Origin of the sequence: Klebsiella sp. M5al (genome assembly GCF_002090195.1) — a bacterium.
GTDB lineage: Bacteria > Pseudomonadota > Gammaproteobacteria > Enterobacterales > Enterobacteriaceae > Klebsiella > Klebsiella grimontii.
The window spans coordinates 1,339,514-1,356,120 of the sequence record NZ_CP020657.1; the positions used below are offsets into that span (position 1 = coordinate 1,339,514).

The 16,607-nt window shown below is 57.7% G+C and carries 14 protein-coding genes; 2 read left to right on the forward strand and 12 right to left on the reverse strand.

What is annotated here, in order from left to right; genetic code table 11:
* Positions 1–60: 60 nt before the first annotated feature.
* Genes BWI76_RS06375 through xseB form a run of 4 tightly spaced genes read right to left on the reverse strand, consistent with a single transcriptional unit; the run spans position 61 to position 4,119 of the window.
* Positions 61–1,035, reverse strand: a complete 975-nt coding sequence (locus BWI76_RS06375) for an aldo/keto reductase (protein WP_024359056.1) — start codon at positions 1,033–1,035, stop codon at positions 61–63.
* Between the two features lie 60 nt (positions 1,036–1,095).
* Positions 1,096–2,958: a 1-deoxy-D-xylulose-5-phosphate synthase gene (dxs, locus tag BWI76_RS06380; RefSeq protein WP_024359055.1), complete on the reverse strand. Its 1,863-nt coding sequence runs from the start codon at positions 2,956–2,958 to the stop codon at positions 1,096–1,098.
* A gap of 18 nt (positions 2,959–2,976) precedes the next feature.
* Positions 2,977–3,876 (reverse strand): (2E,6E)-farnesyl diphosphate synthase, encoded by a 900-nt coding sequence (ispA, locus tag BWI76_RS06385; RefSeq protein WP_004139922.1) that lies wholly within the window; start codon positions 3,874–3,876, stop codon positions 2,977–2,979.
* Positions 3,877–4,119, reverse strand: a complete 243-nt coding sequence (gene xseB / locus BWI76_RS06390) for an exodeoxyribonuclease VII small subunit (protein ID WP_004129702.1) — start codon at positions 4,117–4,119, stop codon at positions 3,877–3,879.
* A gap of 198 nt (positions 4,120–4,317) precedes the next feature.
* On the opposite strand from xseB, the gene thiI reads away from it, so the two are divergent.
* Positions 4,318–5,766, forward strand: a complete 1,449-nt coding sequence (thiI, locus tag BWI76_RS06395) for a tRNA uracil 4-sulfurtransferase ThiI (RefSeq protein WP_004139920.1) — start codon at positions 4,318–4,320, stop codon at positions 5,764–5,766.
* 58 nt (positions 5,767–5,824) lie between these two features.
* On the opposite strand, the gene yajL is transcribed toward thiI, so the two are convergent.
* Entirely contained in the window at positions 5,825–6,415 is a 591-nt protein-coding gene (gene yajL, locus BWI76_RS06400; RefSeq protein WP_064371476.1) for a protein deglycase YajL, read from the reverse strand.
* Positions 6,378–7,289, reverse strand: a complete 912-nt coding sequence (panE, locus tag BWI76_RS06405; protein ID WP_004133462.1) for a 2-dehydropantoate 2-reductase — start codon at positions 7,287–7,289, stop codon at positions 6,378–6,380. The genes yajL and panE overlap by 38 nt, the downstream gene beginning before the upstream one ends.
* Positions 7,290–7,431: 142 nt before the next feature.
* Here panE and BWI76_RS06410 point away from each other — a divergent pair, with 142 nt between their 5' ends.
* A complete protein-coding gene (locus BWI76_RS06410; RefSeq protein ID WP_004129715.1) occupies positions 7,432–7,923 on the forward strand; it encodes a YajQ family cyclic di-GMP-binding protein in 492 nt (163 codons plus the stop codon).
* A gap of 114 nt (positions 7,924–8,037) precedes the next feature.
* Here BWI76_RS06410 and BWI76_RS06415 read toward each other — a convergent pair whose 3' ends face one another.
* From BWI76_RS06415 to BWI76_RS06445, 6 genes are all read right to left on the reverse strand, one after another.
* The gene (locus BWI76_RS06415) at positions 8,038–9,402 is read right to left on the reverse strand and encodes an MFS transporter (protein WP_049087382.1); all 1,365 of its coding nucleotides are present in this window, start codon (positions 9,400–9,402) and stop codon (positions 8,038–8,040) included.
* A 155-nt stretch (positions 9,403–9,557) separates the two neighbouring features.
* Complete coding sequence (locus BWI76_RS06420) at positions 9,558–10,736, reverse strand: Gfo/Idh/MocA family protein (protein ID WP_004133460.1); 1,179 nt, start codon at positions 10,734–10,736, stop codon at positions 9,558–9,560.
* 92 nt (positions 10,737–10,828) lie between these two features.
* Positions 10,829–12,229: an MFS transporter gene (locus BWI76_RS06425; protein ID WP_004133459.1), complete on the reverse strand. Its 1,401-nt coding sequence runs from the start codon at positions 12,227–12,229 to the stop codon at positions 10,829–10,831.
* Between the two features lie 407 nt (positions 12,230–12,636).
* Positions 12,637–14,001: an MFS transporter gene (locus tag BWI76_RS06435; RefSeq protein WP_024359051.1), complete on the reverse strand. Its 1,365-nt coding sequence runs from the start codon at positions 13,999–14,001 to the stop codon at positions 12,637–12,639.
* A 10-nt stretch (positions 14,002–14,011) separates the two neighbouring features.
* Entirely contained in the window at positions 14,012–14,830 is an 819-nt protein-coding gene (locus BWI76_RS06440) for a sugar phosphate isomerase/epimerase family protein (RefSeq protein ID WP_049087384.1), read from the reverse strand.
* A gap of 65 nt (positions 14,831–14,895) precedes the next feature.
* Entirely contained in the window at positions 14,896–16,599 is a 1,704-nt protein-coding gene (locus tag BWI76_RS06445; RefSeq protein ID WP_004133455.1) for an FAD-dependent oxidoreductase, read from the reverse strand.
* Positions 16,600–16,607 lie beyond the last annotated feature (8 nt).

Consider the following 16,607-nt stretch of genomic DNA (forward strand, 5'->3'; position numbering starts at 1 on the left):
GGTGTACCTGTAGCCCGGCTAAGCGCAGCGCGAGCCGGGAATCTGGTAGGGAACCGCGCGTTACTTGAACCCGACGATCGGGTGCGGTTTATACGGCGTCTCCAGCTTTTCAATCTGCTCCGGCGTCAGCGTTAAATCGACCGCATGCAGCAGCTCATCCAGCTGCTCCTGCCGTGAGGCGCCGATAATTGGCGCGGCCACGCCGGGTTTGCTCAATAGCCAGGCCAGCGCCACCTGGGCGCGGTTGGCATCAAGCTCTTCCGCGACTTCGGCCAGGTTTGTCGCAATCTGTTCATCATTCTCATCCATGGCGTTGTAGAGCGATTTACCGACTTCATCTGATACCAGACGGGCGGTAGTTTCCCCCCACGGGCGAGTCAGGCGGCCACGCGCCAGCGGGCTCCACGGCATCACCGCGACGCCTTCCCGGCTGCACAGCGGCAGCATCTCATTTTCTTCTTCGCGATAAATCAGATTGTAATGATCCTGCATGGTGACGAAGCGGGCCCAGTTATTCTGCGTCTGCAGCGCTAACGCCTGGGCAAACTGGCGGGCGTGCATCGACGATGCGCCGATATAGCGGGCTTTACCCGCCTTGACGACGTCGTTTAACGCTTCGAGGGTTTCTTCAATGGGCGTGGCGTAATCCCAACGATGGATCTGCAGCAGATCGACATACTCCATGCCGAGGCGACGCAGGCTGTCGTCGATGGAACGCAGGATCTGCGCGCGCGACAGCCCCTGCGGCAGATCGCCCACCTGATGGTAAACCTTGGTGGCGACGATCACGGAATCGCGGCGGGCGTACTCGCGCAGCGCGCGCCCGAGGATCTCTTCGCTGCTGCCGTCAGAGTAGTTATTCGAGGTGTCGAAGAAGTTAATGCCGCCTTCGAGAGCGTATTTTATCAGCGGGCGGCTGCTCTCTTCCGGTAAGGTCCAGGCATGGTTACCGCGGTCCGGTTCGCCAAAGGTCATGCAGCCCAGACAGAGACGGGAAACGCGGAGATCGGTATCGCCAAGAGGGATGTAGTGCATAGTGCGCTCCTGCTACGAATAAAGGGTATCCTTTAAGCATAGCAGGAGCGGTGGCGGCAATTATGCCAGCCAGGCGTGGATTTTGGCTTCGATGCCGGCGGCGTCCAGGCCGAGGTCGGCATGCGCTTCTTCCTGGGTTCCCTGCGGGATGAAGAAATCAGGCAGGCCGAGATTCAGTACCGGAACCGCGCGGCGGCGCGACATCAGCAGCTCGTTTACGCCGCTGCCGGCACCGCCCATGATGGCGTTCTCTTCCAGGGTGACCAGCACCTCGTGTTCTGCGGCCAGCTGTAGTACCAGCGCCTCATCCAGCGGTTTGGCAAAGCGCATATCCACCAGGGTGGCGTTAAGCTTTTCCGCGACTTTTGCGGCCTGCGGCAGCAGCGTACCGAAATTCAGAATCGCGATTTTTTCACCTTCGCGCTTCACCACGCCTTTACCGATAGGCAGCGAAGCCAGCGGTTCAAACGGCGCGCCGGTACCGGAGCCGCGCGGATAGCGCACCGCGCACGGGCCGTCGTTATAGTGATAACCGGTATACAGCATCTGGCGGCATTCGTTCTCGTCGCTCGGGGTCATGATAACCATATCCGGGATGCAGCGCAGGAAGGAGATATCAAACGCGCCCTGGTGAGTTTGCCCATCGGCGCCGACGATACCCGCGCGGTCGATAGCGAACAGCACCGGCAGCTTCTGGATGGCGACATCGTGAATCACCTGGTCATAGGCGCGCTGCAGGAAGGTGGAGTAAATCGCCACCACCGGCTTATAGCCGCCAATCGCCAGCCCGGCGGCAAAGGTTACCGCGTGCTGCTCGGCAATGGCCACGTCGAAATACTGGTCGGGATATTTTTTTGAGAACTCGACCATCCCCGAGCCTTCGCGCATCGCTGGCGTAACGGCCATCAGCTTGTCATCTTTCGCGGCGGTTTCGCACAGCCAGTCGCCGAAGATTTTCGAGTAAGAGGGCAGGCCACCGCTGCTTTTCGGCAGCACGCCGCTGGTATGATCGAATTTCGGCACTGCGTGGAAGGTGATCGGGTCTTTTTCGGCGGGCTCATAGCCGCGGCCTTTTTTAGTCATAATATGCAGGAACTGCGGCCCTTTGAGGTCGCGCATGTTCTTCAGCGTATTAACCAGACCGATAACGTCGTGGCCGTCCACCGGCCCAATGTAGTTAAAGCCCAGCTCTTCAAACAGCGTCCCCGGAACCACCATCCCTTTGATATGTTCCTCGGTGCGTTTGAGCAGCTCTTTAATCGGCGGCACGCCGGAGAAGACCTTTTTGCCGCCTTCGCGCAGCGTGGAGTAGAGTTTTCCGGAAAGCAGCTGTGCCAGGTGATTGTTTAGCGCGCCGACGTTCTCGGAGATCGACATTTCGTTGTCGTTGAGCACTACCAGCAGATCGGGTTTGATATCGCCAGCGTGGTTCATCGCTTCAAACGCCATTCCCGCGGTTATCGCCCCGTCGCCGATCACGCAGACCGCGCGGCGCTGCTTATCTTCTTTGGCAGCGGCGATGGCTATCCCGATGCCGGCGGAGATGGAGGTAGACGAGTGGCCGACGCTCAGGACGTCATACTCGCTTTCTCCGCGCCACGGGAAGGGGTGCAGACCACCTTTCTGGCGGATAGTGCCGATCCGATCGCGGCGTCCGGTCAGAATTTTATGTGGGTAAGCCTGGTGGCCGACGTCCCAGATTAGGCGATCGAAAGGCGTGTTATAGACGTAGTGCAGCGCCACGGTCAGTTCTACCGTGCCGAGGCCGGAGGCAAAGTGCCCGCTGGAACGGCTGACGCTGTCCAGCAGGTAACGCCGCAGTTCGTCGCACAGTTTCGGCAGGCTATCTTTCGGCAACAAACGCAACTCCTGGGTGGAATCCACCAGTGCCAGGGTCGGGTATTTGGCAATATCAAAACTCATCAGAGACTCATTTATTGTTTATTTATCACGCTGAATTATGTAATTCGCGAGCGCTTCCAGTGCCGTGGTATCCAGAGATTGCGCGGCCAGCTCAGTTAACGACCGGCGGGCGTCGGTAATCAGGTCATGGGCCTTTTTCCGGGCTTGCTCAAGTCCCAGAAGGGCGGGGTAGGTACTTTTGCCCAGCTGCTGGTCGGCTCCCTGACGTTTGCCAAGGGTGGCAGTATCCCCTACCACGTCGAGAATGTCATCCTGGACCTGGAAGGCGAGACCGATATTCTCAGCGTATCGATCGAGAGCGGGTAGCGCCCTGCGCCCGGCGTCACCTGCGCTCAGCGCGCCCATCCGTACCGCGGCGCGAATCAACGCGCCGGTTTTATGGCGATGAATACGCTCCAGCGACGCCAGGTCAACCTGATGGCCTTCCGCTTCCAGATCCAGCGCCTGACCGCCGCACATGCCAGCGATGCCGCTGGCTTGCGCCAGTTCGGAAATCATCGCCAGGCGATCGCGATCCGGCACTTCAGCCATGGGCGCATCGCTTAGTATAGAAAACGCCAGCGTTTGTAGAGCGTCTCCGGCAAGAATTGCGTTCGCTTCGCCGAATTTTATATGGCAGGTCGGCTGGCCGCGGCGTAAATCGTCATCGTCCATCGCCGGGAGGTCGTCGTGCATCAGCGAATAAGCATGAATGCATTCAACGGCGGCGGCAGGGGCGTCCAGCGTAGCGCGGCTGACGCCAAACATGTCGCCGGTGGCGTAAACCAGGAACGGGCGCAGGCGTTTGCCGCCTAATAATGCGCCATACTGCATGGCTTCAACCAGCGGAGTGTTCTGAAAAGGCTGCGGGGCGATAAAACGGCGCAGCGCTGCGTTAGCCTGCTCAACGCACGCCTGTAGCTGTTGCGGGAAGTCCATTTATTCAGCGTCCGGCGTGAAAGGCGTAAGCGGCGCGTCTTCGCTATCCGCCAGCAGAATTTGTACGCGCTGCTCGGCCTGCTGCAGCTTTGCCTGCCCCTGGCGCGCCAGCTGGATCCCACGCTCAAATTCGCCGAGCGCTTCTTCTAACGGCAGCGCGCCGCTTTCCAGACGATTAACAATTTGCTCCAGCTCGCCCAGGGCGGTTTCGAAGCTGGCCGGGGCCTCATTTTTCTTTGGCATAGTGAATATAGACTCTTTTAATGTCTCGATGGCTATCAATATGGTAACGAAGTCGCGCGGTTAATCAAATAACGCGCAATGCCAGGTGAAAAGCGCCCAATAGTGGTATACTCCGCGCCCTGGATGCAGACGCCGGTTGCGCCTGTACAACTTTTTATGCTTAAAGCCCCGTCGGGCTTGCCAACGAATAGTGTCGCCATGAAGTTTATCATTAAATTGTTCCCGGAAATCACCATCAAAAGCCAATCTGTGCGATTGCGCTTCATTAAAATTTTAACCGGGAACATTCGTAACGTTCTCAAAAACTATGATGAGACGCTTGCCGTCGTTCGTCACTGGGATCATATCGAGGTCCGGGCGAAGGATGAAAATCAGCGCCCGGCCATTCGTGACGCCCTGACCCGTATCCCGGGTATCCACCATATTCTGGAAGTCGAAGACGTTCCTTATACCTCCCTGCACGATATTTTCGAGCAGACGCTGCCGCTGTGGCGTGAAGCGCTGGAAGGTAAAACCTTCTGCGTGCGCGTTAAGCGTCGCGGTAAGCATGAGTTTACCTCAATCGAAGTGGAGCGCTACGTCGGCGGCGGCTTGAACCAGCATATTGAAACGGCGCGCGTAAAGCTGACCGACCCCGATGTGACGGTTAACCTCGAGATTGAAAACGATCGTCTGCTGCTGGTGAAAGGGCGCTACGAAGGTATCGGTGGTTTCCCGATCGGTACCCAGGAAGACGTGCTGTCGCTGATTTCCGGCGGGTTCGACTCCGGCGTCTCCAGCTATATGCTGATGCGCCGCGGCTGCCGCGTGCATTACTGCTTCTTTAACCTTGGCGGCGCGGCCCATGAAATCGGCGTGCGTCAGGTTGCGCACTATCTGTGGAACCGCTTCGGCAGCTCGCACCGCGTGCGCTTCGTGGCGATCAACTTCGAGCCGGTGGTGGGCGAGATTCTTGAGAAAGTCGACGACGGCCAGATGGGCGTGGTGCTCAAGCGCATGATGGTGCGCGCGGCGTCAAAAGTCGCCGAGCGCTACGGCGTTCAGGCGCTGGTCACCGGCGAAGCGTTAGGCCAGGTGTCCAGCCAGACGCTGACCAACCTGCGCCTGATTGACAACGTCTCTGATACCCTGATTCTGCGTCCGCTGATTTCGCACGATAAAGAGCACATTATTGACCTCGCGCGTGAAATCGGCACCGAAGATTTTGCCCGCACCATGCCGGAATACTGCGGCGTTATCTCGAAGAGCCCGACCGTGAAAGCGGTGAAGGCGAAGATCGAGGCGGAAGAAGAGCACTTCGATTTTAGCATCCTTGAGAAAGTGGTAGCGGAAGCGAGCAATATTGATATCCGCGATATCGCTCAGCAGACCGAGCAGGACGTGGTGGAAGTGGAAACCGTCAGCGGTTTTGGCCCTAACGACGTTATCCTCGATATCCGCTCTATCGACGAGCAGGACGATAAGCCGCTGAAGGTGGAGGGCGTGGACGTGGTTTCGCTACCTTTCTATAAGCTGAGCACCAAATTTGGCGATCTCGACCAGAATAAAACCTGGCTGCTGTGGTGTGAACGCGGGGTGATGAGCCGCCTGCAGGCGCTGTATCTGCGCGAGCAGGGCTTTGAAAACGTGAAGGTTTATCGCCCCTAGTTCCTCAGGAGCAAGGCGCAATCATTAAAAACGGCAACCCTGGGTTGCCGTTTTGCGTTTATTCGTAGTAGTTATAAATTCCTGCCGCCATCACCAGTTGGGAAGCGACTTCGTGCGCTTTTTCGCGTCCAACCAGCAGATCGATCATCTTCAAGGCGAAATCAATAGAGGTTCCCGGCCCCTGACTGGTGAGCAGCTTGACGCGAGCATCCCAGACGACGCGCTTATCCTGCCACTGCTCGGCGGGGATCTGCTCTTTCAGCGCCGGAAATCCGGTCATATTGCCGATGGGGAAAAGGTTGTGCGGTACCAGCACGGTCGCCGCCGCGGCGCAAATCGCCGCAACGATGCGCCCGGAAAGATGAAACTGGCGTACCGTTTCAACCAGCAGCGGGCTGTCGCGAAAGTACTCCGCGCCTTTAATGCCGCCGGGCAGAACAAGGATATCGAAATCGCCGTCGGCCACTTCCACCAGCGGCGCATCGGCCAGCAGCTTAACGCCGCGCGAGCAGACGATGGTCAGGCTGCCACCGCCAGCGACGCTGGCGGTGGTGACCTTTATGCCGCCGCGAACGAGTAAATCAATGGTGGTGACCGCTTCGGTCTCTTCGCTACCAGGGGCGAGGCAAATCAGTGCCGACGCGCTCATATTCATTCTCCTTACGCTTTACCAGTTCAAACAGGCGGGTATTCTCGGGTACGGCGATACCGTGGGCTCGGGCGCGTTTTAACAGAAAACCGGTGATATAGTCGATTTCCGTATGGCGCTGGGCGAGAATGTCCTGCAGCATTGAGGAGGTATTTTCTGCCGTACTTTCAATAACCTGATGCACATAGAATAACAGGTTTTCCGGCGAAGTATGCATCCCCTCGCGATCCATCACCGCCGCAACTTCATAACAAATAGCGGCAACCTCCTGCGGGTATTCGCGCAAGTCGCCGTTCTGACAGTTTTTCAGCGCCGTCAGCGGGTTAATCACACAGTTGACCGCCAGCTTGCTCCAGATCGCGGGGTAGATATTGTTATGCCAGGCGACGTCGGGCAGCACGCCCTGCAGCACATCGGCAAGATAGCTATAATCCTGAGGGTAATCCTTCGCCGGGCCAATATGACTGGTGCCGTTGGCGACGTGGACGATAACGTTGCCGTCGCGGCGGGCCGCCTGCGTTGTCGAAGCCAGCAGCAGCGGCTGTTTGAGGGTCTTCAGCTCGTCAATGGTACCCATGCCGTTGTGCATGAGCAGAACAGGTCCTGACGAGGGCAGGATGTCGCTCAGGTTTTTCACCGCGTTCGAGACTTGCCAGGCTTTTAGGGTGACCAGCAGCAGGTCGCTGCTGGCAAGAAAGTCAGGATCGTTAGCGGTAAATGATTCATTAAACACGCTGCCGTCGGTATCAATGACATTGACGCTACAGAACGGCTGGGGGACGCGTAACCAGCCCTGGACTTCATGTCCCTGTTTGTACAGCGCAGTTAGCCATAACTGTCCCAGCGCACCGCATCCGAGTACGGTTACTTTCATTATTCCTCCTCACCTGTGAGTGCTGCATCAGGTGCTCATGGCTAAAGTATAGCGTTATCAGTTATCCTTTCGGGATAACAAGTTGAGTTATGTCGCGTTGCGGGTATTATGCAACGCAAAAGAAACGGAAGGAGAGGAAAAGATGCCATCTTTCGATATTGTCTCTGAAGTCGATCTTCAGGAAGTTCGAAACGCCGTAGAGAACGCGACCCGTGAAGTTGAATCGCGTTTTGATTTTCGTAACGTCGAAGCGAGCTTTGAGCTGAACGAAAAAAACGAGACCATCAAGGTCCTCAGCGAGTCTGATTTCCAGATTAACCAGTTGCTGGATATTCTGCGCGCGAAGCTGCTGAAACGCGGAATCGAAGGCAGTTCTATCGAGGTGCCGGATGAGTTCGTGCACAGTGGTAAGACCTGGTTCGTCGATGCGAAGCTGAAGCAGGGCATTGAGAGCGCGACGCAGAAAAAAATCGTCAAGCTTATTAAGGACAGCAAGCTGAAGGTACAGGCGCAGATTCAGGGCGAAGAGATTCGCGTCACCGGTAAGTCTCGCGACGACCTGCAGGCGGTTATGGCGCTGGTGCGCGGCGGTGATTTAGGTCAGCCGTTCCAGTTCAAAAACTTCCGCGATTAAAATAGCGCTATCGCTGTTTTTGTCTGCCGGGTAAGGCGTTAACCGCCGCCCGGCAGAAGACAAACTCATCGCTTAAAACGTTTTTTGGCCTGCGTAAAGCAGGTTATTTCGCGTTTAGATTCCTTTGATCGCCTGCTCAATCTCGAAGCGGTTGGTGATCTTGCTGTCGATTTTGATATACACCGAACGCTCTTCGGCGATCACCAGAGCTTCTTTTACGCCCTCTTTAGCCTGTAAACGTTCCTCTAGCATTTTATCCGCCGCGATATCCTCCGGGATCTCGACCCGCAGGCTGCTGACGTACGGCGGTTCGCTCATGGTGCTGGCCACCAGTAGCCACAGCATCGCCAGCAGGGCGCCGAGCAGGAAGACGGTTTGCGAGTCAAAAAAGCCGTCCACCCAGCCGCCGAGCGCTCCGCCGATGGCCACGCCGAGGAACTGGCTGGTGGAATAAATTCCCATCGCGGTGCCTTTATAGCCGGCCGGTGATTCTTTGCTGATTAACGACGGAAGTAGAGCTTCCAGCAGGTTAAACGCGAGGAAAAATAGCTGAACGCCGGCAACCAGTTCCCAGAAATAGCCCCCGGCGCCCCAAAGTACGATCTCAGCGATCAGCAGGATGGCGACGCACAGCAGGAAGACGCGTTTCATTTTGCGCTTCACTTCGGCGTAGATAATAAATGGTACCACCGCAACAAATGAGACCAGCATGGTGACCAGATAGATTTTCCAGTGCTCGGCGGCGGGGAAACCGGCGGCTTCCAGCTGGCCCGGCAGGGCGACAAAAGTCGACATCAGCATGATATGCAGGCACATAATACCGAAATTGAGCTTCAGTAGTTTTGGCTCAGCAAGGACTTTGCTGAAGCAGCCCTTCACCATACCGGACTCACGGTTCAGCACGTGATTCTGGCTGTTTGGCACTACCCACAGCGTCAGCAGAATCCCGAGCGTCGCCAGGAAGGCGATCATCCAGAACAGGGCGTGCAGGCCTAACTGATGGGTAACGATAGGCCCGAGAACCATTGCAATAGCAAAGGTGACGCCAAAGCTTACGCCGATAAACGCCATGGCTTTAGTGCGGTTCTGCTCGCGGGTTAAATCGGAAAGCAGTGCCATCACCGCAGCGGCAATCGCCCCGGAACCCTGCAGCGCGCGGCCAAGAATAATCCCCCAGATCGAGTCGGAAAGCGCCGCGATAACGCTGCCAACGACGAAGATTAACAGGCCGCCGACGATCAGCGGTTTACGCCCAATGCGGTCGGAAAGCAGTCCGAAAGGAATCTGGAATATCGCCTGGGCCAGCCCGTAAATGCCGATTGCCAGGCCGATAAGGGCCTCGCTTGCGCCCTGTAACACCATGCCGTAAGTGGTCAGAACCGGCAGGACCATAAACATGCCGAGCATGCGCAAAGAGAATACGGTCCCCAAACCCCAGGTCGCGCGCAGTTCGCCTGGCGTCATTTTATTATCGTTCATTACCACCTCAATATAAAAACTGCGCCTAGTGTAGTGGGGGGAAACAGAAGCGTAAATAAATGTTTGTTTAACAGATATTACGACTGTGTTGCATGATGAGGTGAGTACGGTAGGCAAAAAAAACCAGTGGAGGAGCCTCCACTGGAGTGCAGAGATTAATGGCAGTTAAAGTCAACCCACTGGCCGCCCGCGTCGGCGGATTTAACGCACTGCTCAACCCAGTAAACGCCGTGCAGCCCGGCTTCCACGTCCGGATACCAGAAGGTCTCGAGAAATGCCCGGTCACCGCGATCCATGGCGTCGATGGCGATGGCGTAGCGGCGATAGAGGTTGGCCCACGCTTCGAACAGCCCTTCAGGGTGACCGCCGCCAATGCGGTCATCCGCCAGCGCCTGCTGGCTGAGATAGGGCATCCCGCGCTCCAGTACGCGCGCCGGTTCGCCCTGCACCTCGTAGCTCAGCTGATTTGGGCGTTCATCCCACCATTCGATGCTGGCTTTTTCGCCAATGACGCGGACTTTTTGTGAATGCATCGCGCCGCTGTTGACCGCGCTGGTCCACAGTGAACCGACGGCGCCGTTGTTATATTCCATCAGCACAAAGGCGTTATCTTCCAGCGGCGCGCGGGATTTGACGAAGCTTTGACGTGCGCACATCAGGCGGGTGATGTTCAGATTCGGCACCATCGTCTCGGCAATAAATAGCGGGTGGGTCGCCAGATCCCCCAGCACATAGCTAGGGCCAGCATATTTGGGTGTGACCCGCCAGCGGGTGGATTCCGCTTGCAGCTCAACGGCTTCATTATGAAAACCGTGGGCAAACTGCATATTGATAATGCGGATCTCGCCGAGCATCCCCTCGGCTATCATCTGCCGTGCCTGCTGGATCATCTGGTGCCCGGCATAACCGTAGGTGACGCCGATAATTTTATTCTGCTTTTTACTCAGCGCGAGCAGTTCGCGCGCTTCGTCGGCGGTAAAGCACAGCGGTTTTTCGCAGATAACGTGCAGCCCGGCTTCCAGCGCCGCTTTAGTGATAGCGAAGTGAGTATTATTCGGCGTCGTCACCGATACGGCTTCAATCCCGTCGGGGCGTTTGGCCTCCTCCGCGAACAGCGTTTTATAATCGGCGTAGCAGCGCTCAGGAGCGATGCCGAGCTGCTCGCCGAATTGACGGCCGCGCTCGGCATCGATATCAAGCGCGCCGGCCAGCAAAGTAAAGACGTTATCACGCAGCGCCGCGCAACGGTGGCTGTAGCCAATCTGGCTGGTACCGCCGCCGCCGACCATGCCCCAGCGCAGGGAGCGGGATAAGGGTTTCATGCCGTTTAACATGATGGTGCTCTCCTCAATGATAGAGATACTACGGATTTCAGATGTTGTTCTGTATACCCGCGCTCGCCGAGCGCGGATGTGGCAGCCGGGTTTTACATCTCTCCACGCGCTTCGCGTTCTTTCAGTTCATGCATAATCTGCGGGTATTGCTTATCCAGCCGGTAAAACAGCAGGGTGATAATGACAACGATCCACAGGAAGAAAGAGCCGTAGAGATAAACGTGGTTAATCATGTCGATAGCGCTTTGCGGCTGAACGCCGGATCCGCTGCTGGAGCTGACGTAACCCGCCATGCTCAGCAGGCCGGAGATAACTGCGGCGGCAATACCTGCGCCGAGTTTCGTCCCAACGGAACCGGCGGAGAAGATCATCCCTTCCTGCCTGACGCGCGTTTTCCACTGGCCGAATTCGACGGCATCACCGCAGAAGCCAAACAGCACGGCGTTCAGCGGGGCGAAGCCAATACCGCGAATAATCGCGTTTGCCAGCGCCCAGTGATAATCATCAGAGTTAAACATAAACAGCACCTGGCCGATGGTCGCCAGCACGATGCCGCAGAGGGCAACGTTGCGTTTACCGTATTTTCGAATGGGCACCGAGCTCAGGAAGGTGAAAATAATAATGCAGGCGGTTTCGGCAACGAAAATGGAGCTATAGAAGGTATCGTCGCCGAGCACGTAGCGGCAGTAGTAAGGCAGCGCGATCCCCACCACGGTGTAGTACACGCTTTGCGCGGCCCACAGGATTGCGCTGGCCCAGAAGTACTGGTTACGAAAAAGCGCGGAAAGCTGGGTCTTTACCGGTACGTTTCCCTGTTTCTCTCGCGCTTTGATGACGACCTTCTCTTCGCATTTATAAAAGCAAAACAGCAGCAACAGCAGCGCCAGAAAAGCCCAAATCGACATGGTTTTAATCCACGCCGCCTGATCGTCGCCAAAGTACTTCACCAGCGGCAGCGTGCAGGCAACGGCGAGGATACGACCAAAAGGCGACATCGACATGCGGGTGATGCTGAGCATATCCCTTTCCCAGGAGGCGCGGGTCATCATCGCAGAAAGGCTGCCGTAGGGGAGGTTGATGGCGGTATAGCACACGGTGGTGCAGAAGTTATAGGCCACCAGCAGATAGAGAAACTGCAGCGTGCCGGTGGTCTGCGGGACGGTGAACAGTAAAATCGCCGATACGGCGTAGGGCACGCTCATCCATAGCAGCCAGGGGCGTGATTTCCCCCAGCGAGAGTTCGTGCGTTCCACCATCAGGCCCATGATGACATCGGAAACGCCGTCAAACAGACGGGAGATCAGCATTACCAGGCCAACGGTGGCGATGCTGATGCCGACATAGTCGGTATAAAACAGGGTTAAAACCGTGCCGATCATGCCGAAAACGACGTTACAGGCGGTATCGCCGCCGCCGTAAGCGATTCGGGTGGCCCAGCTTAGCTTATCGCCGCGTGCCGCAGCCGGAGAGAGAAGAATCTGCTGTTCACTCATGGTCAATTCCTTTGTCTGGGAGGACAAGTCAGGACCTCTGCGCCAGTTCCACCGGCACGACCTTATCCTGAATATCAGCCAGAACATAAGGAAATGTTTATTTCGTTTCAATGGTTGTTTGGAATTTAATTTCTGTATATGCGAGGTGGATCGAAAAATCGTAAAAATTGAGCCGTAATTTCCTGGCTACAGCTATCAAGACATTCTGATTGATAAGGTTATTAATTGTTTTTATGAACGATATTTCATTTGTTTTTTGTATGAATTTGATGATTTTTCGCTGTGACTTTTGAGGTGAATCGATACTTCACGGCATTTTTTATTTTTCATTATTCATTTAAATGAAATTAATTTTTCTTTTTTGGGCGGGCGTTTTTTTGAAGCACGCCCGCCTTAACGTCAACGTTTTAAAATGTACTTCTGACGGGCGCGGTTGAAGCGGTGGGTTTTGGCTCCGGGTCAGCCGCAAAAACACCTTTGGCCGCCAGCCCGGCGACGGTAATCGCCGCCGGAATGCCAAGGATCAGGAATACGCTTTCGAAGCTGATATTCAGCGCCAGCATTTCCGCCCCGGCGAAGGCGCTGAGGATGGCGCCCAGGCGGCCAACGCCGTGCATCCAGCTGGAGCCGGTGGCCCGCGCCTCGGTAGGATAGTAGCGGGCGGAGAGCGCGTTCATGCCGGTATTGGCGCCGTTTAAGCAGGCTCCGCTGATAAACGCCAGCAGGCAGATGAGCGCAAAGCTTGCCGCGGCATAGCCCATCGCCATCGTAAACAGGCCGCCAACCGCGTATATCAGCCCGAGCGCCCGATGGGGGTTGATCCGGTCCATTAGCCAGCCCGCAAACAGCGAGCCGAGGGTTCCTCCCGCCTGGTACATGGCGGTCATCACCGCCGCCTGGCTGACCGTTAAGCCCACCTCTTTTACCAGCGTCGGTAGCCAGCTGCCGAGGAGGTAGACCAAAAAAAGCCCCATAAAGTAGACCAGCCAGAGCATCATTGAGCCGAAGCGATACTGGCGGGAGAGGACGATGCGCATGGCATTTGCCTGGACGGGCTGCGTCGGCAGGCTGAACTCGGCCTCATCGGGGATTTGTCCCGGATAAAGGCGCTGCAAAATTCGCCGAATACGTTCGGCTGGCGCGCGCTTAACCACCAGAAAACGCACTGATTCCGGTAACAGCCAGATCAGGACCGGCGCGAACAGCAGCGGGAGGATCCCGCCAAGCAGCATCAGCGAATGCCAGCCAAACTGCGGGATCAGCCAGGAGGCGGAGAAACCGCCCGCTGCCGCGCCAAAGGTGAAGCCGCAAAAAATAATCGTAATCAGAAACGAGCGCTGGCGCTCCGGCGCGTACTCGGACACCAGGGTGCCGATATTCGGCATCGCGGCGCCTAACCCCAGTCCGGTCAGAAAACGAAAGACCATCATCTGCTCAATGTTTTGTGACAGGGCGGTGGCGATGGTCCAGAAGCCGAAGAAGAAGACGCTATTGATAATAATTTTCTTCCGTCCCAGCCAGTCGGCGAGGGGGCCGGAGAAAATAGCGCCCAGCGCCAGGCCTATCAGCGCGGCGCTAATGACGAAACCGAGCTCGTGGTTGCTTACTCCCCATTCCTGCTTCAGCGTTGGGGCGATAAATCCCATGATGGCGATATCAAAACCGTCGAGCGCGATAACGCAGAAGCCCAATAATACCACCAGCTTCTGAAAGCGGCTGAGCGGATTGGCGTTGATTAACTCCCTGACGTCCAGGCGTTGAGTCTGAGTCATGGGGCTCTCCTTATGCGCAAGGGCGCAGGTAGGACTGCGCGGCGTTAAACAGCAGCTGAGCGCGAGCGAGCGCAGGCAGAGCGCCCCGGGCGCCGCTGAGCGGAACCTCGACAGAGACCGGCAGCGTGGCCGGAAGCGCCGCCATCAGGCCGTGCAGGTCGAGTCCGCCTTCGCCGGGCACCTGGCGCGCGGCGCGGGCCTGGTAAATCAGCTCCTGCTCGTCAGCGGGGGCTTGCGGCGAAGCGTCGCAAAGCTGCATATAGTTGAGGTAATTTTGCGGGAGCGTGGCGAGGGTCGAAAGGGATTCGCCTGCCCGCCAGAAGTGAATGGCATCAATTAAAATACCGATATCGCTGCGGCCGCTGGCGGCGATCAGCGCCTGGGCTTCGGCGATGGTGCGCAGGTGGGTCCATGGCATAGGCTCCAGGTTCATGGTTAAACCATACTCCTGGCCGGCTTCGGCCAGCCGAGCGAGATTTTCCGCGCTGCGGGCCCGGTTATCATCGTTGCCGGCGACTAAAACCTGCTTCGCGCCAAGGCGCGCGGCGGTATCAAGGAACAGCCGCAATCGGGCGTTCAGTGCAAAATCCGGCGTCAGGCGGACAATCTCAACGTCCGAGACGCGAACGCCGGTTGCCATCAGCGCCGCCAGGGTATCGCGAACGGCGGGGGTATCGCCGAGCATAGCGTAATCCGGATCCGACGGGGTTGCGGGAAGCAGGCGCAGGCCTACGTGAGTGAAGCCGGCCTGGGCCGCAATGCGTACCTGTTCCGGTGGTGGGACATCAAGTAGGGTAAGCGCGGCGAGTGACAGGGTTCGCATGTTCATAAAGGACTCCAGTACAGTTGCAGGTTGTTGTTGTTATGCGTATTGCCGTCCCTGGTGAAATGCTTTTACTGCGTTGTTTTATTTATATTTGCTGCCAGGTTTTTTCCGACCAGATAACCAAAGGTCATCGCCGGACCCAGCGTGATACCGCCGCTGGGATAGAATCCCCGCATCACGCTCGACATGTCGTTGCCGATGGCGAAAAGCCCCTGAATCGGCTGCTGCTGCGCGTTGAGAACCCGCGCATTTTCATCGGTGATTAATCCGCTGAAGGAGCCCAGCGAGCCGGGCAAAATGTGTACCGCATAAAAAGGCGCATGGCTGAGTTTCCCAAGCGTTGGGTGCGGAGAGCGGCTGGCATCGCCCTGCGCGCGGTTGTATGCCGACGCGCCGCGCTGAAAATCCTTATCCTCGCCCTGGTCTACAAAGTCGTTAAACCGGGCGATTGTTTCCGTTAGCTGCTGCGGATTAATGGCGCAGGCTTTTGCCAGCGCTTCCGGCGTTTCGCCCGTCTGCAGATATCCGGTCCTGCGCCAGGCCTCTGGGGTAAACGGGAAGGGGCGAGCATGGCCCAATCCGTAGCGCCGGAGCGCCCGGCTGTCGGCAATCAGCCACGCCTGCGGCGTTTCGCCCGGCGGCGTCGAGTCCAGCAGCGCGGCAATAAAATCATGATAAGAGTCGGCCTCATTGGTGAAGCGTTTGCCGTTGGGCAAAACGGCAATAAAGCCAGGCTTCGCGCGTTCAACCAGATGCGGAAAGGGGAGCTGCACTCCGCTGGCGAGAGTAACGCGCGACACCGGCGCCCAGGCCATCGGGTGTCTGAGCGAATGATCAAACTGACCGCCGACCGTTTCGCCGAGCCGAATGCCATCACCCTGGTTCCCCGGAGGCGCGGCGGAAAAGTGGCCGTAGCCGCTGGCGGCGTGCGGAACCTGTTCGGCCAGACGCTGTCTGTCGTGGGGAAAGCCTCCGCAGGCGAGGATCACCGCGCCGGCGCGAACCTCCAGCGCGCCGCTGTCGCTACGTAATATCGCGCCCGTCACGCCGTTGTTGTCGGCGAGCAGACGTTCTACCGGCGCGTTAAGCTGAAAATTCACCCCCGCATCCAGCGCCGAACGCAGGAGGCGGGCGACCAGCGCGTTGCCGTTAACCAGATGCTGTCCGCGACCGGCGCGCAGCCGCTGCCAGCCGTGGCGAAGCAGGCGACAGGTGGCGTACAGCGCCGAGCGCGGTGAGCGGGTGGCGTTAAAAAAGTGCGCCATATCCGTGCCGCCGGCAATGCCCATCCCCGCGAGGCTGATGGTCTCCAGCGGAGGCCGCAGGCGATGCAGCCAGTCGCCCAACAGCCGTCCGTCAAAAGGCTGCGCCGTGACCGAGCGGCCGCCCAGCGCAGCGCCCGGTGAAGCGTGAAAATCGGGCATTTTGCTGCCGGAAAGAAACTGCACGGCGGTGCGGCGGCGGAAAAAGTCGATCATCTCCGGTCCGTACTGTAAGTAGGCGAGCAGACGCGCATCGGCAGGCTCGCCGTCCATTTCATGGCGTAAATAAGTGAGCGGTGAGCCGGGTTCTTCTTCAATACCCTCCTCTCGCGCCAGCGGATTACGCGGGATCCATAGCCAGCCGCCGGACCAGGCGCTGGTGCCGCCAATAACCGACTCCTTCTCCGCAACCAGCACGCTGGCGCCGCCGAGCGCGGCGGTGACGGCGGCAGAGAGCCCCGCCGCGCCGGAGCCGACCACCAGAACATCCACGTTTATCTGCCCGCCCATGACCGACT